Here is a 25,655-nt window from a genome sequence, read left to right as displayed (position 1 = left end):
GCGCGTTGTTGATGATGATGTGACGGGTCACCAAGGAGAGTCAGCCATGCCGTTGAACCGCCGGAAGTTCCTCAGCAGGTCCGCCGTGACGGGGGCGGGGGTCGCGCTGGCCGGCGCGGCGGCGGCCCCGGTGGCCGAGGCGGCGGTGCCCGCGCACCGGGGGCGGCGGAAGCCGAAGCGGTACGCGCTGACGGTCCTGGGCACGACCGACCTGCACGGCCACGTCTTCAACTGGGACTACTTCAAGGACGCGGAGTACACCGACGCGGCGGGCAACGCCCAGGGCCTGGCCCGCGTCTCCACGCTGGTGAACCAGGTCCGCGAGGAGAAGGGCCGCCACAACACGCTGCTGCTGGACGCGGGCGACACCATCCAGGGCACCCCGCTGACGTACTACTACGCGAAGGTGGACCCGATCACCGCCGAGGGCGGTCCGGTGCATCCGATGGCGCAGGCGATGAACGCCATCGGGTACGACGCGGTGGCGCTCGGCAACCACGAGTTCAACTACGGCATCGAGACGCTGCGGAAGTTCGAGGAGCAGTGCGACTTCCCGCTGCTCGGTGCGAACGCGGTCGACGCGAAGACCCTGAAGCCCGCGTTCCCGCCCTACTTCATGAAGACGTTCCGGGTGAAGGGCGCCCCGCCGGTGAAGGTGGCGGTGCTGGGGCTGACCAACCCGGGCATCGCGATCTGGGACAAGGCGTACGTGCAGGGCAAGCTGGCCTTCCCGGGCCTGGAGGAGCAGGCGGCGAAGTGGGTGCCGAAGCTGCGTTCGATGGGCGCGGACGTGGTGGTCGTGTCGGCGCACTCCGGCTCGTCGGGGACGTCCTCGTACGGTGACCAGGTGCCGTACGTCGAGAACGCGGCGGCCAACGTGGCCAGGCAGGTGCCGGGCATCGACGCGATCCTGGTCGGGCACGCGCACGTGGAGATCCCGGAGCTGAAGGTCGTCAACGAGGAGACCGGGAAGACGGTCGTGCTGTCGGAGCCGCTGTGCTACGCCGAGCGGCTGACCCTGTTCGACTTCGAGCTGGTCTTCGAGCGGGGCCGCTGGCAGGTGGAGTCGGTGAAGGCGTCGCTGCGCAACTCCAACACGGTCGACGACGACCCGCGGATCACGAAGCTGCTGGCGGACGAGCACGCGAAGGTGGTGGCGTACGTCAATCAGGTCGTCGGCACCGCGACCGAGACGCTGACCACGGTGGAGGCGCGGTACAAGGACGCCCCGATCATCGACCTGATCACCAAGGTGCAGGAGGACGTGGTCAAGGAGGCGCTGGCGGGAACGGAGTACGCCGCGCTGCCGGTGCTGGCGCAGGCCTCGCCCTTCTCGCGGACCTCGGAGATCCCGGCCGGTGACGTGACGATCCGGGACCTGTCGAGCCTGTACGTGTACGACAACACGCTGGTGGCGAAGCTGATGACGGGCGCTCAGCTGCGGGCGTACCTGGAGTTCTCGGCGGAGTACTACGTGCAGACGGCGGCCGGTGCCCCGGTCGACGTGGAGAAGCTGACCAACGCGAACGGCCGCCCGGACTACAACTACGACTACGTGTCGGGTCTGACGTACGAGATCGACATCGCGCAGGCGCCCGGTTCGCGGATCAGGAACCTCGCGTACGGCGGCGCTCCGCTGGACGACGCGCAGCAGTTCGTACTGGCGGTGAACAACTACCGGGCCAACGGCGGCGGGGCCTTCCCGCATGTGGCGTCGGCCAAGGAGCTGTGGTCGGAGTCGACGGAGATCCGTACCCGGATCGCCGAGTGGGCGACCGCGAAGGGTGTGCTGGACCCGAAGGACTTCGCGTCCGTGGACTGGTCCTTGACGCGTAACGGTACGCCGGTGTTCTGATCCTCCGGTTCGGTCGCGTCGGCCTCAGGTCGCGTCAGCCTCAGATTCCGTCCACCAGGGGGGTGAGCTCCCGGTAGTGGCGTGCGGACGGGATCTGGGGCTTTCCCTGTTCCAGGCCGAAGGTGGTGAAGGCGGTGCGGTGCGGCAGCGGGTACGGCCGGCGGCCGGTCAGGTCGTTGAGGATGGTCGCGCTGCGCCAGGCGGCGAGGCCGAGGTCGGGGGCGCCGACGCCGTGGGTGTGGGTCTCGGCGTTCTGCACGTAGACGTTGCCGGTGACGGAGGAGTCGAGCAGCAGCCGGAAACGGTCGTCGACGCGGGGGCGCTCGCGGCTGTCGCGGCGCATGTAGGGGTCGAGGCCGGCGAGGATGCGGTCGAGGGGGCGTTCGCGGTAGCCGGTGGCGAGGACGACGGCGTCGGTGGTGAGGCGGGAGCGGGTGTTCTGCTGGGCGTGTTCCAGGTGCAGTTCGATCCGGGTGGTGGCGACGCGGCCGGCGGTGCGGACGTGGACGCCGGGAGTGAGGACGGTGTCGGGCCAGCCGCCGTCGAGGGTGCGGCGGTAGAGCTCGTCGTGGATGGCGGCGGCGGTGTCGGCGTCGATGCCCTTGTGCAGCTGCCACTGTGCGGCGACGAGGCGGTCGCGGACCGGTTCGGTCAGGGCGTGGAAGTAGCGGGTGTAGTCGGGGGTGAAGTGCTCCAGGCCGAGCTTGGAGTACTCCATGGGGGCGAAGGCTTCGGTGCGGCCGAGCCAGTGGAGCTTCTCGCGGCCGGGGGGCCGGTGGCGGAGCAGGTCGAGGAAGATCTCGGCGCCGGACTGGCCGGTGCCGATGACGGTGACGTGTCCGGCGGCGAGGAGTGCGTCGCGGTGGGCGAGGTAGTCGGCGGCGTGCAGGACGGGTACGCCGGGGGCGTCGGCGAGGGGTCTGAGCGGGTCGGGGACGTGGGGTTCGGTACCGATGCCGAGGACGACGTTGCAGGTGTGGGTGCGGCCGAGGGCCTCGGCCTCCCCGTCGGCGTCCAGGTGGGTGTAGTCGACCTCGAAGAGGTCGCGTTCGGGGTTCCAGCGGACGGCGTCGACCTGGTGGTGGAAGTGGAGGGAGGGGAGGTTGTCGGCGACCCAGCGGCAGTAGGCGTCGTACTCGGCGCGCTGGATGTGGAAGCGCTCGGCGAAGTAGAAGGGGAAGAGGCGTTCGCGGGCCCTGAGGTGGTTGAGGAAGCTCCAGGGGCTGGCCGGGTCGGCGAGGGTGACGAGGTCGGCGAGGAACGGCACCTGGATGCGGGCGCCGTCGATGAGCAGGCCGGCGTGCCAGTGGAAGGCGGGGCGCTGGTCGTAGAAGACGGCGTCGAGGCCGGTGAGGGGGTCGGCGAGGGCGGCGAGGGAGAGGTTGAAGGGGCCGATGCCGATGCCGACGAGGTCGCGGGGGGTGTCGGGCGCGTGGGGGGCGGGGGTGTTCATCGCGGGGTGCGTCCTTCCGGGGCGGCGGTGCGTGTGCCGGGGGTTCCAGCTTGTACGCGGATGTGCGGATACGCCCGGACAGCCCAACGATCACAACCCGAAAGGGGGTACTCGCGCGGCCGGCCCCGGGGGACGGGGTCCGGCCGCGTCGGGGTCAGCGCGTGCCCGCCTCCCGTACCCGCAGGGCGCGGGCCAGGTCGTCGAGCTGGTCGGCGAGCTGGCGGCGCAGGGCGGGGGTGGGGTCGGCGTCGGCGAGGCACTCCTGGCCGAGGCGCAGGTTGTCGGCGTCGACGGCGTGCACGGGGAAGGCCCAGCGGCCGGCGGCGACGGCGATGGCGGGGCCGCGGCGGGTGGCGACGGAGACGGCCTCGGCGTAGTAGCGCGGTACGAACTCGCGGACGAGGTCGGCGTGCTCGGGCTGCCAGAAGCCCTGGGCGGTGGCGGTGAAGAGGTAGTTGGAGAGGTCGTCGGTGGCGAACATGGCCTCCCAGGCGCGGTTCTTGGCCTCGGGGTCGGGCAGGGCGGCGCGGCAGCGGGCGGCGCCCTCCTGGCCGGTGGCGCTGGGGTCGCGTTCGAGTTCGGCGGCGATGGCGGCCTCGTCGGTGGCGCCGAGGACGGCGAGGCGGGTGAGGATGCGCCAGCGCAGCTCGGGGTCGAGTTCGGGGCCGCCGGGGACGGTGCCGTCGGCGAGCCAGGCGGCGATGGTGTCGGGGTGGGCGGCGGTGGTGATGCGGTGGCGTACGGCGATGAGGCGCAGCCCGGGGTGGTCGCCGTCCTCGGTGCGGCGGATGAGGTCGCGGCACAGCTCGGTGAGGGTGTTCAGGGCGGCGGGCCGCTGCTCGGGGGTGACGTAGCGGTCGGCGACCTGGGCGGTGGCGAAGGCGAGGACGCCGTCGACGAGGGCGAGGTCGGTCTCGTGCGGGAGGTGGGCGCGGGCGATGTCCAGGTAGGCGCCGGCGGGGAGTTCGCCGTCGCGGACGGCGTCCCTGAGGGCGTTCCAGACGACGGCCCGGGTGAGCGGGTCGGGCAGGCCGGACAGGCTCTCGCTCAGGGTCCGGAAGGACTCGGCGTCGAAGCGGATCTTGGCGTAGGTGAGGTCGCCGTCGTTGAGGACGACGAGCGCGGGCCGGGCGCCGGCGGTGCTGAGGGTGGTGTTCTCGCCGGCGAGGTCCGCTTCGAGGCGCCGGCGGAGGGTGAGGCGGCCGGCGTCGTGGAGGTCGCGGTCGTAGGCGCCGATGGTGATGCGGTGCGGGCGGGTGGCTCCCGCCGGCTCGGGGCTGCCGGCGCCCCGGTGCTCGATGTGAAGGCTCCAGTTGCCGTTCTCGGCGCGCAGTTCCGGGACGAGGGTGTCGACGCCGGTGGTGCGCAGCCAGGCGTCGGCCCAGGCGTGGACGTCGCGTTCGGTGGCGGCGGCCAGGGAGTCGATGAAGTCGGCGAGGGAGGCGTTGGCGAACCTGTGCCGCTCGAAGTGGAGGTTGATGCCGGCGAGGAAGTCCTTCTCGCCGAGCCAGGCGACGAGCTGGCGCAGGGCGGAGGCGCCCTTGGCGTACGAGATGCCGTCGAAGTTGAGGAGGGCGGAGGCGGTGTCCTGGACGTTCTCGGGGGCGACGGGGTGGGTGGAGGGGCGCTGGTCGGCGTCGTAGCCCCAGGGCTTGCGGGCGACGCCGAAGTCGGTCCAGGTGTCGGTGAAGCGGGTGGCCTCGGCGGTGGTCTGGTAGCCCATGTACTCGGCGAAGGACTCGTTGAGCCAGATGTCGTCCCACCAGCGCAGCGTGACGAGGTCGCCGAACCACATGTGTGCCATCTCGTGGGCGATGACCATGGCGCGGGTCTGGCGCTGGGTGTCGGTGACGGCGGAGCGGAAGACGAAGTCGTCGCGGAAGGTGACCAGCCCGGGGTTCTCCATGGCCCCGGCGTTGAACTCGGGGACGAACGCCTGGTCGTAGGAGTCGAAGGGGTAGGGCTCGGTGAACTTCTCGTGGTACCGGTCGAAGCAGGCGCGGGTGACGTCGAGGATCTCGTCGGCGTCGGTGTCCAGGTGGGGGGCGAGCGAGCGGCGGCAGTGGATGCCGAAGGGCAGGCCGCGGTGCTCGGTGCGCACGGAGTGCCAGGGGCCGGCGGCGACGGCGACGAGGTAGGTGGAGATCACCGGGGTGGTGGCGGCCTTCCAGTGGCCGTCGCCGGTGTGGGCGGTGACGCCGTTGGCGAGGACGGTCCAGCCCTCGGGCGCGGTGACCGTCAGGTCGAAGACGGCCTTGAGGTCGGGCTGGTCGAAGGCGGCGAAGACGCGCTGGACGTCGTCCAGGAAGAGCTGGGTGTAGACGTAGGTCTCGCCGTCGGCGGGATCGGTGAAGCGGTGCATGCCCTCGCCGGTGCGGGAGTAGCGCATGGCCGCCTCGACGCGCAGTTCGTGCGCGCCGGGGGCGAGGTTCTTCAGGGCGAGCCGGTTCCCGTCCAGGCCGGCCGGGTCGAGGGGGTGTCCGTCCAGGGTGACGGTGCGCAGCTCGGCGGGCTTGACCTCGACGAAGGTGTCCGCGGTGGCCGTTTCGCCGCGGACGGTGAACCGGATGACGGTGCGGGAGTCGAAGGTCTCGTCGCCACGGGTGAGATCGAGGTCGATCGCGTAGTGGTGGACGTCGAGGAGCCGGGCTCGGGTCTGCGCTTCGTCGCGCGTCAGTACGGACATGAACGCCATGCTGCCTGATGCCGTCGGCACGGCACAGGGGCGGATCGGTACGCGGTCTATGTCCGGTCCGTGCGGGGTCGCCGCACACTCCGGCGTGCGCCCCCGGCGGGCGGTGCGTGCACGGCGCGTGGGCCCGTGTGCCCGCCCCCGTGCCGTGGTCGGACTCAGTGCGGCGCCGGGGCGGTCCCGTTGCCGTTGTTCTCCGCGATGCGCTCGTGGTGGTGGATCACCTCGGCGATGATGAAGTTCAGGAACTTCTCGGCGAACGCCGGGTCCAGTTTGGCGCTCTCGGCGAGGCCGCGCAGCCGGGCGATCTGCTTCGCCTCGCGGGCCGGATCGGCGGGCGGCAGCTGGTGCCGGGCCTTGAGGTGGCCCACCTGCTGGGTGCATTTGAAGCGCTCGGCGAGCATGTGGACGACGGCCGCGTCGATGTTGTCGATGCTGTCCCGCAGCCGGGCCAGCTCTTCGCGGACGGCGGGGTCGACGGCACCGGTACCGGTGTTGCTGGTGGTCATGGGCGCTCAGCCTACGGGCGCGGTCCGGCCCGCCGCAGACCGTCTCAGGCGCTGAACGTCCCGACGCGGCCCGCACTCCTCGTACAGTCACTCCTCGTACAGTGGAGACAGGGTTCAGGCGTCTTGGGGGTTAGGGCGTGGCGAACGGCGGACCGGTCGAGCACGGCTTCCCGCATCTGGAGACGGTGCGGGAAGCCGTCACCGCGTTGTACAAGCGGTTGTCGTACGACACCGTCCAGACGTTCTCGTCCAGCGTGGCCCCGGCCGACGTGGCGTTCTGCGACACCGACGACCTGTATCTGGGGACGCAGCGGGTGGCCCACGAGCTGGTGCGTCACTACCGGCTGCCCGACGCCCGGATGATCGTCTCGTTCCGCGAGATGACGCACGCGGCGAACGTGGAACTCACGGCGGGCCCGGAGTACTTCATCGAGCTGAACGACCGCTTCCGTACGCATCGCCGGGACATCGGTGCCGCCCTGGCCCACGAGGTGATGCACGTGTACCTGCACCGCCTCGACCTGTCGTTCCCCGGCACCCGGGACAACGAGATCCTCACCGACACGGCGACGACGTACCTGGGCGCCGGCTGGCTGCTCCTGGACGCCTACCGCGAGGACTCCGCGTCGTCGCAGAAGCTGGGGTACCTGACGCCGGAGGAGTTCGGCTACGTCCTGGCCAAGCGGGCGCTGGTCTTCGGTGAGGACCCGTCGGTGTGGTTCACCAGTCCGCAGGCCTACACGGCGTACGGCAAGGGCATGGCCCGGGCCCGCCGGGACGAGCAGCAGCCGCCGCTCACGGCGGCCGGCTGGGCCGGCCGCCGCCGCTATGCGCGGGATCGCCGTCACGCCCAGGATCCGCACACCGCCGACGCTCCGGCGCCGGACGGTGCGTACGCCTTCACGCCGGGCGGTCACGGGCCGCTGCGGGTGTCCTTTCCCTGCCCGACCTGTCACCAGCGGATCAGGGTGCCGGTGCGGGGGCGGGTGCGGGCGCGGTGCGGGCTGTGCCGGACGGTGCTGGAGTGCGACACGTAGAAGCCGGGTCCGGTGTTTGAATGCCGGTATGACACAGGCCATCGAAGAACCCTGGGGGATCAGCGTGTTCGGCGCCGGCACGGTGCGGGTCGAACCCGGGCTCGCGCGGGTGCAGCCGGCGGTGGACGTGCTGGAGCCGACACCGGACCAGGCCTTCCAGAAGGCGGGGGCGGCCGTGACGCGGCTGCGGGAGGTGCTGCGCCGCCACGGTGTGCCGGACGCCTCGGTCTCGGGCTCCCGGCTCGCTCTCACCTCGGAGTACGACGGTCACGGCGAGGGCCGCAGGCTCCTGGGCTACCGCTGCCGGGCGTCCTACTCGGTGGAGACCGAGGCGCTGGACGATCTCGAGCAGCTGATCGTGGACATGGTCGACGCGGGCGCGCACCGGATCGACAGCGTCGAGTTCGACGTGCTCGACAGGCCGACGCTGCGTGACGAGGCGCGGCGCAGGGCGGTGGCCGACGCCCGCCGGAAGGCGCAGGTGTACGCGGAGGCGGCGGACGTGCGGCTGGGTCCGGTGCTGCATGTGCAGGACGCGGAGAGCGAGCCCTTCGCCGCGTTCCGCGTGGCCAAAGCCGGCGGTCCGGCCGGCGCCCTGGCACCGGGCGCGGTGGAGGTGACGGCGGGGGTCCTGCTGGGCTTCTCCCTGCGGCACTGACGGGTGCCACCGTGGCGGTCGGCCGACGTGAAGGCCGGCCGTCGCTACGGCCCTACGATGCCCTGAGCGCGTGCGGCCGCCAGCCACGTGGGGAACTCCCCCACCAGCCGGTCGTACAGCTCGGCGTCGATCACCTTCTGCGGGTCGCGGCCCGCGTGGAAGAAACCGGCGTTGTCGACGACCCGTTTGCCCGGCACCGCGAGCTCGTCGAGTTTGCGCAGGTACTCGAACTGCCGGCTGCCGGGGTCGCCGAAGCCGACGAACTGCCAGAACAGCGGGAGCCGCGCCGCCTTGCACAGGTACCGCTCCGCGGCGAGCCGGTTGATCGGGCCGCCGTCGGTCTGGAAGACGACCAGGGCGGGGTGGCGGGCGCCGCTGTCGAGGTAGTGGTCGATGACGGCGTCCATGGCCAGGTGGTAGCTGGTCTTGCCCATGTGCCCGAGGCCCGACACGATGCGCTCGATCCGCCCCCGGTGGTCGGCGAGCGCGATCTCGGTGACGGCGTCGACGTCCGTGGAGAAGAACACCACCGGCACGGTGCCGTCGTCGTCGAGGTGGGCGGACAGCCCCAGCACCCGGTCGGCGAGCGCCTGCACACTGCCGTCCTTGTAGTACGGCTTCATCGACCCGGAGTAGTCGACGACGAGGTAGACCGCCGCCCGTGTCCCCGCCAGGCCGTGCTGGGTGAGCGACACCCCGGCGCTCTTGTACAGGTCGACCAGCGCGGGCGCCGTCTCCTGCACCTTGGTGAGACTGATCGCGGCCATGCCGACTCCCCCGTCACCCCGTACGTACGCCTTCCGGCTGCCGAGGTTACGGCACGGCGCACCCCGCCTCTCAGCCGATCCACAGGCATTCGCTATTTTGTTCGCCGCCGTCCCCACCGGCTCACCGTCCGTCCCGTCCCGAGGAGCCGGCGTGGATCCCGAGTCCACCGTCACGACCTGCTACCGCCATCCGGCGGTGGAGTGCCATGTCCGCTGCGTCCGCTGCGAGCGGTTCATCTGCCCGGACTGCATGCGTGGGGCTCCTGTCGGTCACCAGTGCCCCGAGTGCCTGAAGGAGGGGGCGCGGTCGGTCCGGCAGGCCCGGACCATCGCGGGCGGCCGGGTCTCGGCGACGCCCGTGGTGACATACGTGCTGTTCGCGCTGAACGTGCTCGCGTACCTGGCCGAGGTGGTGCGGCCGGAGATCGTGGACCGGTTCTCCATGGTCGGTGCGCGGCTGGTCGGCCCGGACGGCGGTCACCTGCCCGCCGACGGGGCGTATTTCGTCCTCGGGACGCTCCGGACGGAAGGCGTGGCCGGTGGTGAGTGGGAGCGGATGCTCACCAGCGCCTTCCTCCATGTGTCGCCGTTCGAGGGCGCCTTCGGTTTCCTGCACATCACGATGAACATGGTGGCGCTGTGGCAGCTGGGGCGTGTGGTGGAGCTGATGCTCGGCCGGCTCCGCTTCGTGGTCCTGTACCTGGTGTCGGCGCTGGGCGGTTCCGTACTGGTGCTGGTCCTGGCCGACCCCGGGCAGTCCTCGGTCGGCGCGTCGGGGGCGATCTTCGGCGTGGGGGCGGCGTACTACGTCCTGCACCGCCGGCTGGGCGCGGACATGGCCGCGGTCAACCGTTTCATGGTCGTCCTGCTGTTGTGGCTGGTGGTGTCCGCCGGGTTCACCTCCTGGCAGGGGCACCTGGGCGGACTGCTGGCGGGCGGCGCGGTGGCGTCGGCGTTCGCGTACGCGCCCCGGGACGGGCGCCGGGTGGCGGTGCAGGCGGGTGTGTGTGCCGGCCTGTTGGCGCTGCTGGCGGTCGCGGCGGTGAGCAGGGTGACGGAACTGACAGGCGGAGGCATTTCCCTATGAGAGGTATTCCCCGATGAAACGTGCCGGTGTGCTGCTCCTCGCGGCCGTTCCCGTGATCGCGACGGGGGTGTACTTCGTCATGCCCACGGACTCGGCGAACGCTCCGGTGACGCCGCCCACGGCCACCGCCCAGTCCTCCCGTGAGGACGCCAAGAGCCGGGCGGAGGAGGAGCGGGCGGCGGACGACGCGCTGATCGCCGACCTGCCGCCGGGGCTGGCCGCGCCGGCGAAGAAGGAACTGGCGCAGCAGCTGGTGTCCAGCGCCGAGAACTCGACCACGAAGTGGCGCACCTCGTACGGCACGATCGAGGACCTCGGCGACGGGTGCGGCTACACGGCGGGCATCATCGGCTTCTGCACCGGCACGCACGACCTGCTGATGCTGGTCGAGCGCTACACGAAGGCGCATCCGGACAACGGCCTGGCGACGTACCTGCCCGCCCTGCGCGAGGTGGACGGCAGCGACTCCCACGAGGGCCTGGACCCCGGCTTCACGGCCGCCTGGCAGGCGGAGGCGGAGCTCCCGGCGTTCCGCAAGGCGCAGGAGGAGGAGCGCGACCGCGTGTACTTCGAGCCGGCGGTCCGCCTCGCCAAGCTGGACGGCCTCGGCACGCTGGGCCAGTTCGTCTACTTCGACGCGATGGTCTTCCACGGTCCCGACATCGGCGCGGAGGGCTTCTACGGGCTGCGGGAGCGGGCCATGGAGAAGGCGAGGACGCCGGGCCAGGGCGGCGCCGAGAAGGCCTATCTGGAGGCGTTCCTGGACGTGCGCCGCGAGGCGATGCGGGCCAAGCGGCCGGGCATCGACACCTCCCGGGTCGACACGGCACAGCGGCGGTTCCTGAAGGCGGGGAACATGAAGCTCGACACGCCGCTGGTGTGGGAGATGTACGGGGACACGTACCGGCTGCCGTAAACGCGCATGCGACGGCGCCTGCCCTTTGTCCGGTCGGGGACGGGGCAGGCGCCGTCAGTGTTCCGTACGCCTTTGTACGGGACGTTCTTCGGTTGTTCCGTCCGTCAGACCGCGAGGGCGCGGTCCGTCGGGCGGATCGGGGCCGGCAGGTCGCTGGCCCCGGTCAGGAAGCGGTCGGCGCCGCGCGCGGCCGAGCGGCCCTCGGCGATCGCCCAGACGATGAGCGACTGGCCGCGGCCGGCGTCACCGGCGACGAACACACCCGGCACGTTGGTCTGGAAGTCGGCGTCGCGAGCGATGTTACCGCGTTCGTCGAGCTCCAGGCCGAACTGGTCGACCAGACCGTTCTCCCGGTCGGTGCCGGTGAAGCCCATGGCGAGGGTGACCAGCTGGGCCGGGATCTTGCGCTCGGTGCCCGGCTTCGGGGTGAGCCTGCCGTCGACGAACTCGACCTCGGTCAGGTGCAGCCACTGGACGTTGCCGTCCTCGTCGCCCTCGAAGTGGGTGGTGGAGACGGAGTAGACCCGCTCGCCGCCCTCCTCGTGGGCGCTGGTGACCTTGTAGAGCATCGGGAAGGTCGGCCACGGCTGCGCGACCGGGTTCCGCTCCTCGCCCGGCCGGGGCATGATCTCCAGCTGCGTCACCGAGGCCGCGCCCTGGCGGTGGGCGGTGCCCACGCAGTCGGCGCCGGTGTCGCCGCCGCCGATGACGACGACGTGCTTGCCCTCGGCGGAGATCGGGGGCGCCACGTAGTCGCCCTCCTGGACCTTGTTGGCCAGGGGCAGGTACTCCATCGCCTGGTAGACGCCCTTGAGCTCGCGGCCGGGGACCGGCAGGTCGCGGGCGGTGGTGGCACCGGCGGCGATGACGACGGCGTCGTAGCGCTTCTTCAGGTCGGTGGCCTTCAGGTCGCGGCCGATCTCGACGCCGGTGCGGAAGCGGGTGCCCTCCGCGCGCATCTGCTCGATACGGCGGTTGATGTGCCGCTTCTCCATCTTGAACTCGGGGATGCCGTACCGGAGGAGGCCTCCGATGCGGTCCGCGCGCTCGTAGACGGCGACCGTGTGACCGGCGCGGGTCAGCTGCTGGGCGGCGGCGAGACCCGCCGGGCCCGAGCCGATGACGGCGACGGTCTTGCCGGACAGGCGCTCGGGGATCTGCGGGGCGACGTCCCCGGTCTCCCACGCCTTGTCGATGATCGAGACCTCGACGTTCTTGATGGTGACCGCCGGCTGGTTGATGCCGAGCACGCACGCCGACTCGCACGGAGCCGGGCACAGGCGGCCGGTGAACTCCGGGAAGTTGTTGGTGGCGTGCAGGCGCTCCTGCGCGGCCTGCCAGTCCTCGCGGTAGGCGTAGTCGTTCCACTCGGGGATCAGGTTCCCGAGCGGGCAGCCGTTGTGGCAGAACGGGATGCCGCAGTCCATGCACCGGCTGGCCTGCTTGCTGATGATCGGCAGCAGGGAGCCGGGGACGTAGACCTCGTTCCAGTCCTTGACGCGCTCCTCGACGGGGCGGGTCCTGGCGACCTCGCGTCCGTGGTTCAGAAAGCCCTTGGGATCAGCCATTGGTCGCCGCCTCCATCATCTTCTCGGTGATCTCGGTCTCGGAGAGACCGGCTCGCTCGGCGGCGTCCTTGGCGGCGAGCACTGCCTTGTACGTGCTGGGGATGATCTTGCTGAAGCGCTCCACGGCGGTGGACCAGTCGGCGAGCAGCTTCTCGGCGACCGTGGAGCCGGTCTCCTCGGCGTGGCGGCGCACCACGTCGTGCAGCCAGTCCTTGTCGGCGTCGTCCAGGGCCTGGACGGCGTCCAGGTTGCCGACGTTGACGTTGTCGCGGTCGAGGTCGACGACGTAGGCGATGCCGCCGGACATGCCGGCCGCGAAGTTGCGCCCGGTCTCGCCGAGGACGACCGCGTGGCCGCCGGTCATGTACTCGCAGCCGTGGTCGCCGACGCCCTCGGAGACGACCGTCGCTCCGGAGTTGCGGACGCAGAAGCGCTCGCCGACCTTGCCGCGCAGGAACATCTCGCCGCCGGTGGCGCCGTAGCCGATGGTGTTGCCGGCGATGGTGGAGTACTCGGCGAGGTGGTCGGCGCCCCGGTCCGGGCGGACGACGATACGGCCGCCGGAGAGGCCCTTGCCGACGTAGTCGTTGGCGTCGCCCTCCAGGCGCAGCGTGATGCCGCGGGGGACGAAGGCGCCGAAGGACTGGCCGGCGGAGCCGGTGAAGGTGATGTCGACGGTGTCGTCGGGCAGGCCCGCGCCGCCGAACTTCTTGGTCACCTCGTGGCCGAGCATGGTGCCGACCGTGCGGTTGATGTTGCGGATCGCGACCTGGGCGCGGACCGGCCCGGCGTCGGTGGCGTCCGTGGCGGCCAGCGCGTCGGCGGCGAGCTTGATCAGCTCGTTGTCGAGCGCCTTCTCCAGGCCGTGGTCCTGGCCGACGACCTGGTGGCGCACCGCGCCCTCGGGCAGCTCGGGCACGTGGAACAGCGGCTCCAGGTCCAGGCCCTGCGCCTTCCAGTGGTTGACGGCGCGGGTCACGTCGAGGGCCTCGGCGTGACCGACGGCCTCCTCGATGGAGCGGAAGCCCAGCTCGGCGAGGATCTCTCGGACTTCTTCGGCGATGAACTGGAAGAAGTTCACGATGTACTCGGCCTTGCCGGAGAACCGGTCGCGCAGCACCGGGTTCTGGGTGGCGATGCCGACCGGGCAGGTGTCCAGGTGGCAGACGCGCATCATGACGCAGCCGGAGACGACGAGCGGCGCGGTCGCGAAACCGAACTCCTCGGCGCCGAGCAGCGCGGCGATGACGACGTCGCGGCCGGTCTTGAGCTGGCCGTCGGTCTGGACGACGATCCGGTCGCGCAGGCCGTTGAGCAGCAGGGTCTGCTGGGTCTCGGCGAGGCCGAGCTCCCAGGGACCGCCGGCGTGCTTGAGGGACGTGAGCGGGGACGCGCCCGTGCCGCCGTCGTGGCCGGAGATGAGCACCACGTCCGCGTGCGCCTTCGACACACCCGCCGCGACCGTGCCGACGCCGACCTCGGAGACCAGCTTGACGTGAATCCGCGCCTGCGGGTTCGCGTTCTTCAGGTCGTGGATCAGCTGGGCCAGGTCCTCGATGGAGTAGATGTCGTGGTGCGGCGGCGGGGAGATCAGCCCCACGCCCGGCGTCGAGTGCCGGGTCTTGGCGACCCACGGGTACACCTTGTGGCCGGGCAGCTGGCCGCCCTCGCCGGGCTTGGCGCCCTGGGCCATCTTGATCTGGATGTCGTCCGCGTTGACCAGGTACTCGGAGGTCACGCCGAAGCGGCCCGACGCCACCTGCTTGATGGACGACCGGCGCGCCGGGTCGTACAGGCGCTCCGGGTCCTCGCCGCCCTCACCGGTGTTGGACTTGCCGCCCAGCTGGTTCATGGCGATGGCGAGGGTCTCGTGCGCCTCCTGGGAGATGGAGCCGTACGACATGGCGCCGGTGGAGAAGCGCTTGACGATCTCGGAGACGGGCTCGACCTCGTCGACGGAGATCGGCTGCCGGTCGCTCTTGAAACCGAACAGGCCGCGCAGCGTCATCAGGCGCTCGGACTGCTCGTTGACCCGCTCGGTGTACTTCTTGAAGGTCTCGTACTTGCCGGAGCGCGTCGAGTGCTGGAGGCGGAAGACCGTCTCCGGGTCGAACAGGTGCGGTTCGCCCTCGCGGCGCCACTGGTACTCGCCGCCGATCTCCAGGGCGCGGTGGGCGGGCGCGATGCCGCTGGCCGGGTACGCCTTGGCGTGGCGGGCGGCGACCTCCTGGGCGATGACGTCGATGCCGACGCCGCCGATCTTGGTGGCGGTGCCGTTGAAGTACTTCTCGACGAAGCCCTCGTCCAGGCCGACGGCCTCGAAGACCTGGGCGCCGCGGTAGGAGGCGACGGTGGAGATGCCCATCTTGGACATGACCTTGAGGACGCCCTTGCCGAGGGCGTAGATCAGGTTCCGGATGGCCTTCTCGGGCTCGATGCCGGGCAGGAAGGTGCCCGCGCGGACCAGGTCCTCGACGGACTCCATGGCCAGGTACGGGTTGACCGCGGCGGCGCCGTAGCCGATGAGCAGGGCAACGTGGTGGACCTCGCGGACGTCGCCGGCCTCGACCAGCAGGCCCACCTCGGTGCGCTGCTTGGTGCGGATGAGGTGGTGATGGACGGCCGCGGTGAGCAGCAGCGACGGGATCGGCGCGTGCTCGGCGTCCGAGTGGCGGTCGGAGAGGACGATCAGCCGGGCGCCGTTCTCGATGGCGGCGTCGGTCTCGGCGCAGATCTCCTCTATGCGCGCGGCGAGGGCGTCGCCGCCGCCGTGCACCCGGTACAGGCCGGAGAGGGTCGCGGCCTTGAAGCCGGGCATGTCGCCGTCGGCGTTGATGTGGATGAGCTTGGCCAGCTCGTCGTTGTCGATGACCGGGAAGGGCAGCAGGACGCTGCGGCAGGAGGCGGCCGTCGGGTCGAGCAGGTTGCCCTGCGGGCCCAGCGAGGAGCGCAGGGAGGTGACCAGTTCCTCGCGGATGGCGTCCAACGGCGGGTTGGTGACCTGGGCGAAGAGCTGGGTGAAGTAGTCGAAGAGCAGCCGGGGGCGCTCGGAGAGCGCGGCGATCGGCGAGTCGGTGCCCATGGAGCCGATCGGCTCGGCACCGGCCTTGGCCATCGGCGCGAGGATGACGCGCAGCTCCTCCTCGGTGTACCCGAAGGTCTGCTGGCGGCGGGTGACCGAGGCGTGGGTGTGCACGATGTGCTCACGCTCGGGCAGGTCGGACAGCTCGATCTCGCCGGCTTCCAGCCACTCGGCGTAGGGCTGCTCGGCGGCGAGCTGCGCCTTGATCTCGTCGTCCTCGATGATGCGGTGCTCGGCGGTGTCCACGAGGAACATGCGGCCGGGCTGCAGGCGGCCCTTGCGGACGACCTTCGCGGGGTCGATGTCGAGGACGCCGACCTCGGAGCCGAGGACGACGAGGCCGTCGTCGGTGACCCAGTAGCGGCCGGGGCGCAGACCGTTGCGGTCGAGCACGGCGCCGACCTGGGTGCCGTCGGTGAAGGTGACGCAGGCGGGGCCGTCCCAGGGCTCCATCATCGTGGAGTGGAACTGGTAGAAGGCACGCCGGGCCGGGTCCATGGAGTCGTGGTTCTCCCACGCCTCCGGGATCATCATCAGCACGGAGTGCGGCAGCGAGCGCCCGCCGAGGTGCAGCAGCTCCAGGACCTCGTCGAAGGAGGCGGAGTCGGAGGCGTCCGGCGTGCAGACCGGGAACAGCCGGTCCAGGTCGGAGGACGAACCGAAGACGTCCGAGACCAGCTGGGACTCGCGGGCGCGCATCCAGTTGCGGTTGCCCTTGACCGTGTTGATCTCGCCGTTGTGCGCGACGAAGCGGTACGGGTGGGCGAGCGGCCAGCTCGGGAAGGTGTTGGTGGAGAACCGGGAGTGCACGAGCGCGATCGCGGAGGCGAAGCGGCGGTCGGACAGGTCCGGGAAGAAGGGCTCCAGCTGGCCGGTGGTCAGCATGCCCTTGTAGACGATGGTCCGCGCGGACAGCGACGGGAAGTACACGCCGGCCTCGCGCTCGGCGCGCTTGCGCAGCGCGAAGGCGTGGCGGTCGAGGGCGATGCCCTGGGAGGCGCCGTCCGTCACGAAGATCTGACGGAAGACCGGCATGGTCGAGCGGGCGGTGGCACCCAGCAGCTGCGGGGCGACCGGAACCTCGCGCCAGCCGAGGACGGTGAGGCCCTCCTCGGTCGCGATCGTCTCGATCTGCGAGACGGCGTCCTCGGTGCCGTCCCCCGGCAGGAAGGCGATGCCGACGGCGTACGCCCCGGCCTCGGGCAGTTCGAATCCGGCCACCTCGCGGAAGAAGGCGTCCGGCACCTGGGAGAGGATGCCCGCACCGTCGCCCGAGTCGGGCTCGGAGCCGGTGGCGCCGCGGTGCTCGAGGTTGCGCAGCACGGTGAGCGCCTGATCGACCAGGGTGTGGGACGCCTCGCCGGTGAGAGTGGCGACGAAACCGACGCCGCAGGCGTCGTGCTCGTTGCGGGGGTCGTACATACCCTGCGCAGCAGGGCGAGCATCCATGAAGGACCAGTTCCGGCCATTCGCGGAGTGCTGGGACGGCTGGCGCGGCGTACGCATCGGCTCTCCCGTCGTCGTCATCTGGCATGTGCAAAGTGCCGAGGGACGACGTTGGCCCTCTGCGTGGGGTGCAAAATTTCGTGCAGGTTACATGATGGAGCGGTTCTCGGAAACCGGGATAATCCGTTCCAACATGCGGACACCGGGGGGTTGCGGCGGGGTACCGCACCCGGCGGTGGAAGCTATGGAGACCGAAGCGGACAGATCGATGTCCGTCGGCCCGAAGGGGGCGGAGTAGGCGCCGTCGCTCACTCCGCGAGTGCGCAGCAGGCGTCATTGCCCACAGCGCTTACGGCTCATGCCCGGGTATCACGCACTCGAAACCAGCGAGTAACGGCTACTTATGCGGTCCGACGCATAAGTCCAAGCCTCACTATCCTACGGCCGTTCCGAACAGACTGCCCAGGACGTACGTCACACCGGCCGCCGCGCCACCGAGGGCGAGCTGCCGCAGCCCGCTGTACCACCAGCTGCGCGCAGTCACCTTGGCGACCACCGCGCCGCACAGGAACAGCCCGACGAGCGCGAGCAGCACCGCGGGCCACAGCGCACTGGCGCCGAGCAGGAACGGCAGGACGGGCAGCAGGGCGCCCAGCGCGAAGGAGCCGAACGACGACACGGCCGCGACCAGCGGCGACGGCAGATCGCCGGGGTCGATGCCCAGTTCCTCGCGGGCGTGTATCTCCAGGGCCTGCTCGGGGTCGCGGGACAGCTGGCGGGCCACCTCGCGCGCGAGGTCCGGCTCGACGCCCCGCGCCTCGTAGAGCGCGGCCAGCTCGGCCTCCTCGTCCGCCGGGTGCTTGCGCAGCTCCCGGCGCTCCACGTCCAGCTCGGCCTCGACGAGCTCGCGCTGCGAGGCGACGGAGGTGTACTCGCCGGCGGCCATGGAGAAGGCACCGGCGGCCAGGCCGGCCAGCCCGCTGAGCACGACGGTCTGCTGGCCGACGGCGCCGCCGGCGACGCCGGTCATCAGGGCGAGGTTGGAGACCAGGCCGTCCATCGCGCCGAAGACGGCGGGGCGCAGCCAGCCGCCGTTCACGTCGCGGTGCGTGTGGTTGTCACGGTGCGCCTCGTGGAGCGGCGCCTCGGTTTCGATGATGGCCATGCGGGTCCCCCGGAGGCTGGGTGGGTCGGGCTCCTGCGGATCCCTGCTTCGGATCTCTGCTCCGAGCCCTACTTTGGATCCGTTCCAGTTTTTAACAACGCCCAATCTACGCCGATCATTTCCGCGTTGCCAGCAAGGAAAGGCTGGGCTTACCTGCGGTTTTACCCTCCGGCGCTCATCCGTGATCTTGGCTGCACATATGTCGACCGGGTGACGCTGAGGCCCGTGATGCTGCGGGGCGCACCGCGCCGGGGACAGATGCGCAAAGGGAGAGGAGAGGCCGCATGGCATCCACCGCCTGCATCCCCCCGGCCCCCGCGCCCGGAGACGCCGTCGGGCTCCGCGAACGGGCCCGGGGCGCGCTGCTCGGACTGGCCGTCGGGGACGCCCTCGGGGCGCCGGCCGAGAACCTGAAGCCCTCCGAGATCCGCGCCCGCTGGGGGCGTATCACGGGTTACGTGGCCGAACGGCCGGCCGGCACCGACGACACCGAGTACGCGATCTTCTCGGGCCTGCTGCTGGCCCGGTACGGCTCCGCGCTCACGCCGGCCCATGTCGAGACGGCCTGGCACGAGTGGATCGCGGACCGGGAGGAGGGCCCGTTCCGCGGCGCGGGCTTCAGCGAACGCGGCACCCTGGAGAACCTGCGCCGCGGCCTCGCCGCCCCCATCTCCGCGCAGCACCGCCACGCCTGGAGCGACGGCCTGGCCATGCGGGCCGCGCCCTACGGCGTGTTCGCGGCGGGCCGTCCCGCCGAGGCGGCCCGGCTGGTCGCGATCGACGGCTCGGTCAGCCACGACGGCGAGGGCATCTACGGCGGCCAGGCGGTGGCGGCGGGAGTCGCGGCGGCGATGGCGGGCGCGCCGGCCGTCGCGGTCGTGGCCTCCGCCCTGGCCGCCGTCCCGGACGACTCGTGGACCGCCCGCTGTCTGCGCCGCGCCATGACGGCGGCCCACCACGGCGAACGTGCCGTCCGCTCCGCGGTGGTCATCGGCGGCTACCCCTGGACCGACCTCGCTCCCGAGGCGGTCGCCCTCGCCTTCGGCGCGTACGCGGCAGCGGACGGCGACTTCACCGACGCGGTGCTGACGGCCGTCAACATGGGCCGCGACGCCGACACCACGGCGGCGGTGGCCGGCGCCCTGGCCGGCGCGACCCGGGGCGCCCGCGCCATCCCGGCCGAGTGGGCGTCGGCGATCGGCCCGGCCCGCGGCACCTGTCTGCCGGCCATGTCCGGCCACCACGTACTGGAGGTGGCGGACCTGCTGACCCGGGCGGCGGAGGAGGAGGCGACGACGCGGGAGGGGGCGTCGCCGACGGCGCAGGAGGTGACGGGGAGAACGCAGGAGGTGACGGGGCGGACGCAGTGGGTGGCGGGGAGGACGCGAGGAGTGGCAGGGAGGACGCCATCGGTGTGCGAGGCGCCTGCGGCGGGCGAGAGCCCCGTACGGGGTGAGAGGCACCCGGCGGGCGAAAACCCCGCACAGGGCAACCCACCCCCAGCGGACCCGAGTCAGGCGCGGCGCGGCGCCTCCGTGCCGGAGGTGGGGCCGTGAGCAGGGCTCGTCCCGTCGGTGAGGAACCGGCCACCACGGCGTACGTCGCCGCGCCCGGCGTGCGGGAGGAGGCCGCGTCCGCCGGAAGCCGGCACCGGGCGGGGCCCGAGACCGCAGCCGCGACGCCGCCCCGCACCGCAACGCGGTCCGACCGCATCGAGGGCCTCCTCCTCGGCCTCGCCGCCGGGGACGCCGCCGGCTGGCCCGCCGCCCGGCACCGGGCCGCCCGGATGCCCGAGTGGACGCGCCGGCTCACCCGCGAACTGGACACCTTCGCCGAACAGAACGCCACCACCACCCTCCCCGTCCCCATCGCCCTGAACCAGCCCCCCGAACCGCTGCGTCTCGGCCCCTCCGACGACGCCGAGTGGGCGGCGTTCGCGGCGGAGGCGGTGCTGCGGGCCGGGGACGACAGCGCGCTCAGGGACCTGAGCCGGGAACGCCGGATGCGGGCCGCGATCGACCTGACCTGGAACGCCGTCGCCAGCGAGGTGGCCGAGGCGACCGAACGCGCCCCGGAGACCGAGTCGGCGGTCCTGCCGCTGCGGGCCCGCATCTCGGTACGGGCGGGGCTCGGCAACCTCGCCACCGGCCTGCGCCCGCCCGCCACCGGCCACGACAACCCGCACTACTTCGACGACGCCGCCTGCGTGCGGGCCTGCGTCCTCGCCGTCGCCCACCCCGGCGCGCCGCGGCTCGCCGCCGACCTCGCCGAGTTCGACGCCCGCTACACCCAGGACGGCGACGGCGTGCACGGCGCCCGGGCCATGGCGGCGGCACTGGCGTGCGCGCTCGACGGCACCGACGTACGGACCTGTGTGACGGCCGCGCTCGCCGAGCTCCCCGCGGAGACGGAGATCGGGCGCAACGCCCGGCAGGCCCTCGCCCTGGCCGCGGCGGCGGAGAGCACCTTCGCCCTGGTCCCACTGCTGGAGCACCGCATCGTCGACCACGTCTACAGCTACGGCATCGCCGCCGCCGAGACCGTCCCGGTCGCCCTCGCCCTGGCCACCGCCGCCCGCGGCCGGATCGCGGAGGCGGTACCGGCGGCGGCCTGCCTGTCCCGCGTCGCGGACTCGGCCCCGGCCCTGGCGGGCGCCCTCACCGGCGCCCTGGGCGGCGGCGCGTCGATCCCCGGCCCCTGGCGGGACACGTGCCGCACGCTCCCCGGCTGCGTACTGCCCCGGCTCACCGGCACCGACCTGGTGGAGCTGGCCGGACTCCTGGACGCCACCCAACCGTCCCGACCCGAAGGGCGCGACACGACATGACACCCAGCACACCGGAGAACGGCACGGCGAGTCTCGAGGACCGCATCTCCGGCGCCCTCGTCGGCGCGGCCGTCGGCGACGCGCTCGGCGGCCCGGTGGAGGGCTACTCCCCCGAGCAGATCCTCGAACGCCACGGCGGCCGTGTCCACGGCATCGTCGGCCCCTGGAACGGCGACGCCTGGCGCACGGCCCGCCCCGTCGCGCCGTACCACAAGGGCGACGGCCACGTCACCGACGACACCCTGATGACCCACGCCCTGGTACGGGTGTACGGCACGGTCCGCGACCACCTCGACGCCTACGCCGTCGCCGAGCACCTGGTCCCGGACCTGATGACGACCCCGCGCTGGATCCCGGAACTGGAGGCCGAGGCGCTCCCCCTCCAGCGGATCTTCCTCGCGGAGAAGTGGCTGGTGGCCCGGATCCACTACGGCCACGTGGACCCGCGCGAGGCGGGCACCGGCAACATCGTCAACTGCGGCGCCGCGATGTACATGGCCCCGGTCGGCCTGGTCAACGCCGCCCACCCGGCGAGGGCGTACGCCGAGGCGCTGGACGTCGCGGGCGCGCACCAGTCGTCGTACGGCCGCGAGGCGGCCGGAGTCCTCGCGGCGGCGGTGGCCGCGGCGTGCGCCCCCGGGGCGACGCCGGACTCGGTGGTGACCGCCTGTCTGTCCCTCGCGAAGGACGGCACCCGGGCGGCGATCGAGGCGGTCTGCGAAGTGGCCTCCCGGCACTCGGACTTCGAGTCGGCCCTCGCACCGCTGCGGGAGGCGGTGGCCCCGTACGACACGGTGGGCCCCGACTACCGCGCGCCCTCCCTGGGCGCCCGCCGCCCGTCCCGCCTGCACGCGATCGAGGAACTCCCCGTCGCCCTGGGCCTGCTGCTGGTCGCCGGCGGCGACTACCGGCACGCGGTCCTCGGCGCGGTCAACTACGGCCGCGACTGCGACTCCGTCGCCACGATGGCGGGCGCGCTGGCCGGGGCGCTGGGCTCGCCGGTCCCGGAGGACTGGGCGAAGACGGTCGCGGAGGCGAGCCGCCTGGACCTCTGGGAACCGGCCGCGACACTCACCGCGGTGGCCCGCGAGGTCTTCGAGCGGGACGTGGAGCGGCGCCGCGCCCACGAGCGGGCGTTCACCGCGATCGGAGGCGCGGGATGCTCCGACTGACCTGGGTGCAGCCCGAGGACCTGCTCGGCCACGAGCTGCGCCAGGCGGCCCAGGACGGCCGCGACCCGTCGGCGGTCGCGGCCCGCTGGCGGGCGGCGGGCGGCTGCGAGGCCCCCGCCCGGGCGGGCACGTCCGCCGAGCCGGCCTCCCCGTACCTGCGGCTGCTCGCGGAGGAGCTGCTGGACGAACTGGCCCGGCTGCCCAGCCCGTTGACGGCCGTGGAACCGACGGACCTGGCGAGCATCAGAGCCCTGTGCCCGAACTGGCCGATCCGGCCCCCGGACGAAGCACCGCTCGCGAGGACGGCCGTTCCCCGCCTGGAGGCCGCCTGGCTCGGCAGAGCCGCCGGCTGCCTGCTGGGCAAGCCGGTCGAGAAACTCCCGCTGGAAGGCATCCGCCGCCTCGCGCGAGCCACCGGCAACTGGCCCCCGACCACGTACTTCACGGCCCGGGGCCTCCCCCCGGACCTCATCACCGCATACCCCTGGAACCGCCGCTCCGCGACCACCTCCCTCGTCGAGAACATCGACGGCATGCCGGAGGACGACGATCTCAACTACCCCCTCCTGAACCTGCTGCTCCTCCAACGCCACGGCAAGGCCTTCACCACGGCCGACGTCGCCCGCGTCTGGCTCGACGAACTCCCCGCCGGCCGCGCCTTCACCGCCGAACGCGTCGCCTACCGCAACCTCCTGTCCGGCTTCGAACCCCCGGGCACCGCCCGCCACCGCAACCCCTTCCGCGAGTGGATCGGCGCCCTGATCCGCGCCGACGTCCACGGCTGGACCAACCCCGGTGACCCGGCCGCCGCGGCCGAGCAGGCCCACCGCGACGCGGCCCTCACCCACACCGCCAACGGCGTCTACGCCGCGATGTTCACCGCGGCCGCCATCGCCACCGCGGCCACCGGAACCCACGACGTCCACGCCTGTCTGCACAGCGGCCTCACGGTCGTCCCGCCCGCCTCCCGGCTCGCCGAAGCCGTCCGCCATGCGGTGCGACTCGCCCGGGCGTACGACGACTTCGACACCGTCGTGGACGAGCTCCACGCCCGGTACTCCCCCACCCACCACTGGGTCCACGCCGTCCCCAACACCGCCCTGATCGCCGCCGCCCTCACCCACGCGGACGGCGACTTCACCGGCTCGGTCTCCCGTGCCGTGTCGGGGGGCTGGGACACCGACTCCAACGGCGCCACCGCCGGCAGCATCGCCGGTCTGCTCGCCGGTTCACCCGCCGCGCTGCCCGAGCACTGGACCGCCCCGCTGAAGAACCGTCTGGCCACCTCGGTCGGCGACTTCGACGGCACCGGCTTCGACACCCTCGCCCACCTCACCCACACGGAGGCCACCCGCCCATGCCCCCACCCCCGCTCATGACCCCCGCGCCGGCACCGGCGCCGCTGGCCGGGCTGCGCGTCCTCGACCTCGCCACCCTCTTCGCGGGCCCCCTCGCCGCCACCATGCTCGGCGACTTCGGCGCCGAGGTCGTCAAGGTCGAGCACCCCACCCGCCCCGACCCCTCCCGGGGCCACGGGCCCTCCAAGGACGGCGTCGGCCTGTGGTGGAAGCTGCTGGGCCGCAACAAGCGCACGATCACCATGGACCTGTCGAAACCCGCCGGCCGCACCACCCTGCTCCGTCTCGCCGCGACCGCGGACGTCGTCGTCGAGAACTTCCGCCCGGGCACCCTGGAGAAATGGGACCTGGGCTGGGACGAGCTGTCCGCCGTCAACCCGCGCCTGGTCCTCACCCGGGTCACCGGCTTCGGCCAGTTCGGCCCGTACGCGCGCCGCCCCGGCTTCGGCACCCTCGCCGAGGCCATGAGCGGCTTCGCCGCGATGACGGGTGAGCCGGACGCACCCCCGACGCTGCCCCCGTTCGGCCTCGCGGACTCGATCGCCGCCCTGGCGACGGCGTACGCCGTGATGACCGCGCTGGCCGCCCGCGAGCGCACCGGCGAGGGCCAGGTCGTCGACATGGCGATCATCGAGCCGATCCTGACCGTGCTGGGCCCGCAGCCGATCTGGTACGACCAGCTCGGCCACGTCCAGCCGCGCACCGGCAACCGCTCCCAGAACAACGCCCCGCGCAACACCTACAGCACCGCCGACGGCACCTGGGTCGCCGTCTCCACCTCGGCCCAGTCGGTCGCCGAGCGTGTGATGCGCCTGGTGGGCCGACCGGAGCTGATCGACGAGCCGTGGTTCGCCACGGGCGCCGACCGGGCCCGGCACTCCGACGTGCTGGACGCGGCGGTCGGCGACTGGATCGCCCGCCACACCCGCGCCGACGTGCTCGCCGCCTTCGAGAAGGCGGAGGCGGCCGTCGCCCCGGTCCAGGACGTACGGGACGTGATGACCGACCCGCAGTACCAGGCCCTGGACACGGTCACCACCGTCGACGATCCCGAGCTGGGCCCGCTGCGGATGCAGAACGTCCTCTTCCGGCTCTCCGCGACCCCGGGCGCGATCCGCTGGGCGGGCCGACCGCACGGCGCGGACACCGAGGAGGTGCTGACCGAGCTGGGGCTCACCCCGGCGGACGTGAAGGAGCTGCGCGAGGAGGGCGTCGTATGACCGCACCCCCGCTGACCTGGCTGTACGCCCCCGGGGACCGGCCCCGGGTGGTCGCCAAGGCGCTGGCCGCCGGGGCCGACGTCGTCGTGATCGACCTGGAGGACGCGGTCGCCCCGGACCGCAAGGAGTACGCCCGCGAGGCCACGGCCGAGCTGCTCACCGAGCCGCAGCCGGTGCCGGTCCACGTCCGCGTCAACGCCCTGGACGGCCCGCTCGCGGCGGCGGACCTGGCCGCGCTGGCCGCGCTGCCGGGGCTGTCCGGGCTGCGGCTGCCCAAGGTGACCTCGCCCGAGCAGGTCGCCGGTGTCGCGGAGGCCACCGGCGGACCGCCGCTGTACGCGCTCCTGGAAACCGCCCTGGGCGTGGAGCGCGCGTACTCGATCGCCGCCGCACACCCCGCGCTGCGCGGCATCGCCCTCGGCGAGGCGGACCTCCGCGCCGACCTGGGCGTACGCGGCGACCCGGGCCTGGACTGGTCGCGCTCGCGCGTGATCGTGGCCGCGCGGGCGGCGGGGCTGGCGCCGCCGACGCAGACGGTGCATCCGGACACCCGGGACCTGGAAGGCCTGGCGGCGTCCTGCGCCCACGGCCGCGCCCTGGGCTTCCTCGGCCGGGCGGCGATCCACCCCCGCCAGCTGACGATCATCGAGCGGGCGTATCTGCCCACCGAGCGGGAGCTGGAGGAGGCGGAGACGATCGTCAAGGCGGCCACTGCACAGCCTGGTGCCCTGGCACTGCCGGACGGCCGGTTCGTCGACGCGGCGGTGGTGGCGACGGCGCAGCGCACCCTTTCGCTGGCCCGGCGACCCACCCTGTCCTGACACACGCCGAGGGCGCCCGGAT

At 72.4% G+C, this 25,655-nt stretch carries 18 protein-coding genes; 11 read left to right on the top strand and 7 right to left on the bottom strand.

The window, feature by feature from the left end:
• The first annotated feature begins 46 nt into the window (after positions 1-46).
• Positions 47-1,855, top strand: a complete 1,809-nt coding sequence (locus tag ACIGO6_RS05000) for a bifunctional metallophosphatase/5'-nucleotidase (protein ID WP_399871332.1) — start codon at positions 47-49, stop codon at positions 1,853-1,855.
• Positions 1,856-1,895: 40 nt separating this feature from the next.
• On the opposite strand, the gene ACIGO6_RS04995 is transcribed toward ACIGO6_RS05000, so the two are convergent.
• The 3 genes from ACIGO6_RS04995 to ACIGO6_RS04985 form a co-directional block, all read right to left on the bottom strand.
• Positions 1,896-3,308 carry a lysine N(6)-hydroxylase/L-ornithine N(5)-oxygenase family protein gene (locus tag ACIGO6_RS04995; RefSeq protein ID WP_399871329.1) on the bottom strand — a complete coding sequence of 471 codons (1,413 nt, stop codon included), beginning with the start codon at positions 3,306-3,308 and terminating at the stop codon, positions 1,896-1,898.
• Between the two features lie 154 nt (positions 3,309-3,462).
• Positions 3,463-6,003, bottom strand: a complete 2,541-nt coding sequence (pepN, locus tag ACIGO6_RS04990; protein WP_399871326.1) for an aminopeptidase N — start codon at positions 6,001-6,003, stop codon at positions 3,463-3,465.
• Positions 6,004-6,158: 155 nt separating this feature from the next.
• On the bottom strand, positions 6,159-6,509 hold the full coding sequence (locus ACIGO6_RS04985) for a chorismate mutase (RefSeq protein WP_399871323.1): 351 nt from the start codon (positions 6,507-6,509) through the stop codon (positions 6,159-6,161).
• A 137-nt stretch (positions 6,510-6,646) separates the two neighbouring features.
• Here ACIGO6_RS04985 and ACIGO6_RS04980 point away from each other — a divergent pair, with 137 nt between their 5' ends.
• Together ACIGO6_RS04980 and ACIGO6_RS04975 are read left to right on the top strand one after the other, a co-directional pair.
• Entirely contained in the window at positions 6,647-7,546 is a 900-nt protein-coding gene (locus ACIGO6_RS04980) for a hypothetical protein (protein WP_399871321.1), read from the top strand.
• Positions 7,547-7,574: 28 nt separating this feature from the next.
• A complete protein-coding gene (locus ACIGO6_RS04975; RefSeq protein ID WP_399871318.1) occupies positions 7,575-8,204 on the top strand; it encodes an SIMPL domain-containing protein in 630 nt (209 codons plus the stop codon).
• Between the two features lie 44 nt (positions 8,205-8,248).
• Here ACIGO6_RS04975 and ACIGO6_RS04970 read toward each other — a convergent pair whose 3' ends face one another.
• Positions 8,249-8,971 (bottom strand): vWA domain-containing protein, encoded by a 723-nt coding sequence (locus ACIGO6_RS04970; RefSeq protein ID WP_399871316.1) that lies wholly within the window; start codon positions 8,969-8,971, stop codon positions 8,249-8,251.
• 151 nt (positions 8,972-9,122) lie between these two features.
• On the opposite strand from ACIGO6_RS04970, the gene ACIGO6_RS04965 reads away from it, so the two are divergent.
• Positions 9,123-10,058 (top strand): rhomboid family intramembrane serine protease, encoded by a 936-nt coding sequence (locus ACIGO6_RS04965; protein WP_399871314.1) that lies wholly within the window; start codon positions 9,123-9,125, stop codon positions 10,056-10,058.
• A gap of 13 nt (positions 10,059-10,071) precedes the next feature.
• Positions 10,072-10,974 carry a chitosanase gene (locus ACIGO6_RS04960; RefSeq protein WP_399871311.1) on the top strand — a complete coding sequence of 301 codons (903 nt, stop codon included), beginning with the start codon at positions 10,072-10,074 and terminating at the stop codon, positions 10,972-10,974.
• Between the two features lie 104 nt (positions 10,975-11,078).
• Here the strand turns inward: ACIGO6_RS04960 and ACIGO6_RS04955 are convergent, their stop codons facing one another.
• From ACIGO6_RS04955 to ACIGO6_RS04945, 3 genes are all read right to left on the bottom strand, one after another.
• Entirely contained in the window at positions 11,079-12,542 is a 1,464-nt protein-coding gene (locus ACIGO6_RS04955) for a glutamate synthase subunit beta (RefSeq protein WP_399871309.1), read from the bottom strand.
• Positions 12,535-17,073 carry a glutamate synthase large subunit gene (gltB, locus tag ACIGO6_RS04950; protein WP_399871640.1) on the bottom strand — a complete coding sequence of 1,513 codons (4,539 nt, stop codon included), beginning with the start codon at positions 17,071-17,073 and terminating at the stop codon, positions 12,535-12,537. The genes ACIGO6_RS04955 and gltB overlap by 8 nt, the downstream gene beginning before the upstream one ends.
• 430 nt (positions 17,074-17,503) lie before the next feature.
• Positions 17,504-18,235 carry a VIT1/CCC1 transporter family protein gene (locus ACIGO6_RS04945; RefSeq protein ID WP_399871306.1) on the bottom strand — a complete coding sequence of 244 codons (732 nt, stop codon included), beginning with the start codon at positions 18,233-18,235 and terminating at the stop codon, positions 17,504-17,506.
• A 284-nt stretch (positions 18,236-18,519) separates the two neighbouring features.
• On the opposite strand from ACIGO6_RS04945, the gene ACIGO6_RS04940 reads away from it, so the two are divergent.
• Genes ACIGO6_RS04940 through ACIGO6_RS04915 form a run of 6 tightly spaced genes read left to right on the top strand, consistent with a single transcriptional unit; the run spans position 18,520 to position 25,633 of the window.
• The gene (locus tag ACIGO6_RS04940) at positions 18,520-19,791 is read left to right on the top strand and encodes an ADP-ribosylglycohydrolase family protein (protein ID WP_399871303.1); all 1,272 of its coding nucleotides are present in this window, start codon (positions 18,520-18,522) and stop codon (positions 19,789-19,791) included.
• Entirely contained in the window at positions 19,788-21,062 is a 1,275-nt protein-coding gene (locus tag ACIGO6_RS04935; RefSeq protein ID WP_399871300.1) for an ADP-ribosylglycohydrolase family protein, read from the top strand. The genes ACIGO6_RS04940 and ACIGO6_RS04935 overlap by 4 nt, the downstream gene beginning before the upstream one ends.
• Positions 21,059-22,234 carry an ADP-ribosylglycohydrolase family protein gene (locus tag ACIGO6_RS04930; RefSeq protein WP_399871298.1) on the top strand — a complete coding sequence of 392 codons (1,176 nt, stop codon included), beginning with the start codon at positions 21,059-21,061 and terminating at the stop codon, positions 22,232-22,234. The genes ACIGO6_RS04935 and ACIGO6_RS04930 overlap by 4 nt, the downstream gene beginning before the upstream one ends.
• Complete coding sequence (locus ACIGO6_RS04925) at positions 22,222-23,613, top strand: ADP-ribosylglycohydrolase family protein (RefSeq protein ID WP_399871296.1); 1,392 nt, start codon at positions 22,222-22,224, stop codon at positions 23,611-23,613. Before ACIGO6_RS04930 ends, ACIGO6_RS04925 begins: the two co-directional genes overlap by 13 nt.
• Positions 23,592-24,812: a CaiB/BaiF CoA transferase family protein gene (locus ACIGO6_RS04920; RefSeq protein WP_399871294.1), complete on the top strand. Its 1,221-nt coding sequence runs from the start codon at positions 23,592-23,594 to the stop codon at positions 24,810-24,812. The genes ACIGO6_RS04925 and ACIGO6_RS04920 overlap by 22 nt, the downstream gene beginning before the upstream one ends.
• The gene (locus ACIGO6_RS04915; RefSeq protein ID WP_399871292.1) at positions 24,809-25,633 is read left to right on the top strand and encodes an HpcH/HpaI aldolase/citrate lyase family protein; all 825 of its coding nucleotides are present in this window, start codon (positions 24,809-24,811) and stop codon (positions 25,631-25,633) included. The genes ACIGO6_RS04920 and ACIGO6_RS04915 overlap by 4 nt, the downstream gene beginning before the upstream one ends.
• Positions 25,634-25,655 lie beyond the last annotated feature (22 nt).

Origin of the sequence: Streptomyces sp. NPDC053750, assembly GCF_044544295.1 — a bacterium.
Taxonomy (GTDB): Bacteria; Actinomycetota; Actinomycetes; order Streptomycetales; family Streptomycetaceae; genus Streptomyces.
Note: the sequence above shows the minus strand (reverse complement) of the source record. Positions and strands in the feature narration are given on the sequence as shown.

What these genes read in the sequence shown, in the direction of transcription:
- ACIGO6_RS05000 (WP_399871332.1), top strand. Translation starts at nt 47, where the DNA reads ATGCCGTTGAACCGCCGGAAGTTCCTCAGCAGGTCCGCCGTGACGGGG.
- ACIGO6_RS04995 (WP_399871329.1), bottom strand. Translation starts at nt 3,308, where the DNA reads ATGAACACCCCCGCCCCCCACGCGCCCGACACCCCCCGCGACCTCGTC.
- pepN (WP_399871326.1), bottom strand. Translation starts at nt 6,003, where the DNA reads ATGGCGTTCATGTCCGTACTGACGCGCGACGAAGCGCAGACCCGAGCC.
- ACIGO6_RS04985 (WP_399871323.1), bottom strand. Translation starts at nt 6,509, where the DNA reads ATGACCACCAGCAACACCGGTACCGGTGCCGTCGACCCCGCCGTCCGC.
- ACIGO6_RS04975 (WP_399871318.1), top strand. Translation starts at nt 7,575, where the DNA reads ATGACACAGGCCATCGAAGAACCCTGGGGGATCAGCGTGTTCGGCGCC.
- ACIGO6_RS04970 (WP_399871316.1), bottom strand. Translation starts at nt 8,971, where the DNA reads ATGGCCGCGATCAGTCTCACCAAGGTGCAGGAGACGGCGCCCGCGCTG.
- ACIGO6_RS04960 (WP_399871311.1), top strand. Translation starts at nt 10,072, where the DNA reads ATGAAACGTGCCGGTGTGCTGCTCCTCGCGGCCGTTCCCGTGATCGCG.
- ACIGO6_RS04955 (WP_399871309.1), bottom strand. Translation starts at nt 12,542, where the DNA reads ATGGCTGATCCCAAGGGCTTTCTGAACCACGGACGCGAGGTCGCCAGG.
- gltB (WP_399871640.1), bottom strand. Translation starts at nt 17,073, where the DNA reads ATGGATGCTCGCCCTGCTGCGCAGGGTATGTACGACCCCCGCAACGAG.
- ACIGO6_RS04945 (WP_399871306.1), bottom strand. Translation starts at nt 18,235, where the DNA reads ATGGCCATCATCGAAACCGAGGCGCCGCTCCACGAGGCGCACCGTGAC.
- ACIGO6_RS04940 (WP_399871303.1), top strand. Translation starts at nt 18,520, where the DNA reads ATGGCATCCACCGCCTGCATCCCCCCGGCCCCCGCGCCCGGAGACGCC.
- ACIGO6_RS04930 (WP_399871298.1), top strand. Translation starts at nt 21,059, where the DNA reads ATGACACCCAGCACACCGGAGAACGGCACGGCGAGTCTCGAGGACCGC.
- ACIGO6_RS04925 (WP_399871296.1), top strand. Translation starts at nt 22,222, where the DNA reads ATGCTCCGACTGACCTGGGTGCAGCCCGAGGACCTGCTCGGCCACGAG.
- ACIGO6_RS04920 (WP_399871294.1), top strand. Translation starts at nt 23,592, where the DNA reads ATGCCCCCACCCCCGCTCATGACCCCCGCGCCGGCACCGGCGCCGCTG.
- ACIGO6_RS04915 (WP_399871292.1), top strand. Translation starts at nt 24,809, where the DNA reads ATGACCGCACCCCCGCTGACCTGGCTGTACGCCCCCGGGGACCGGCCC.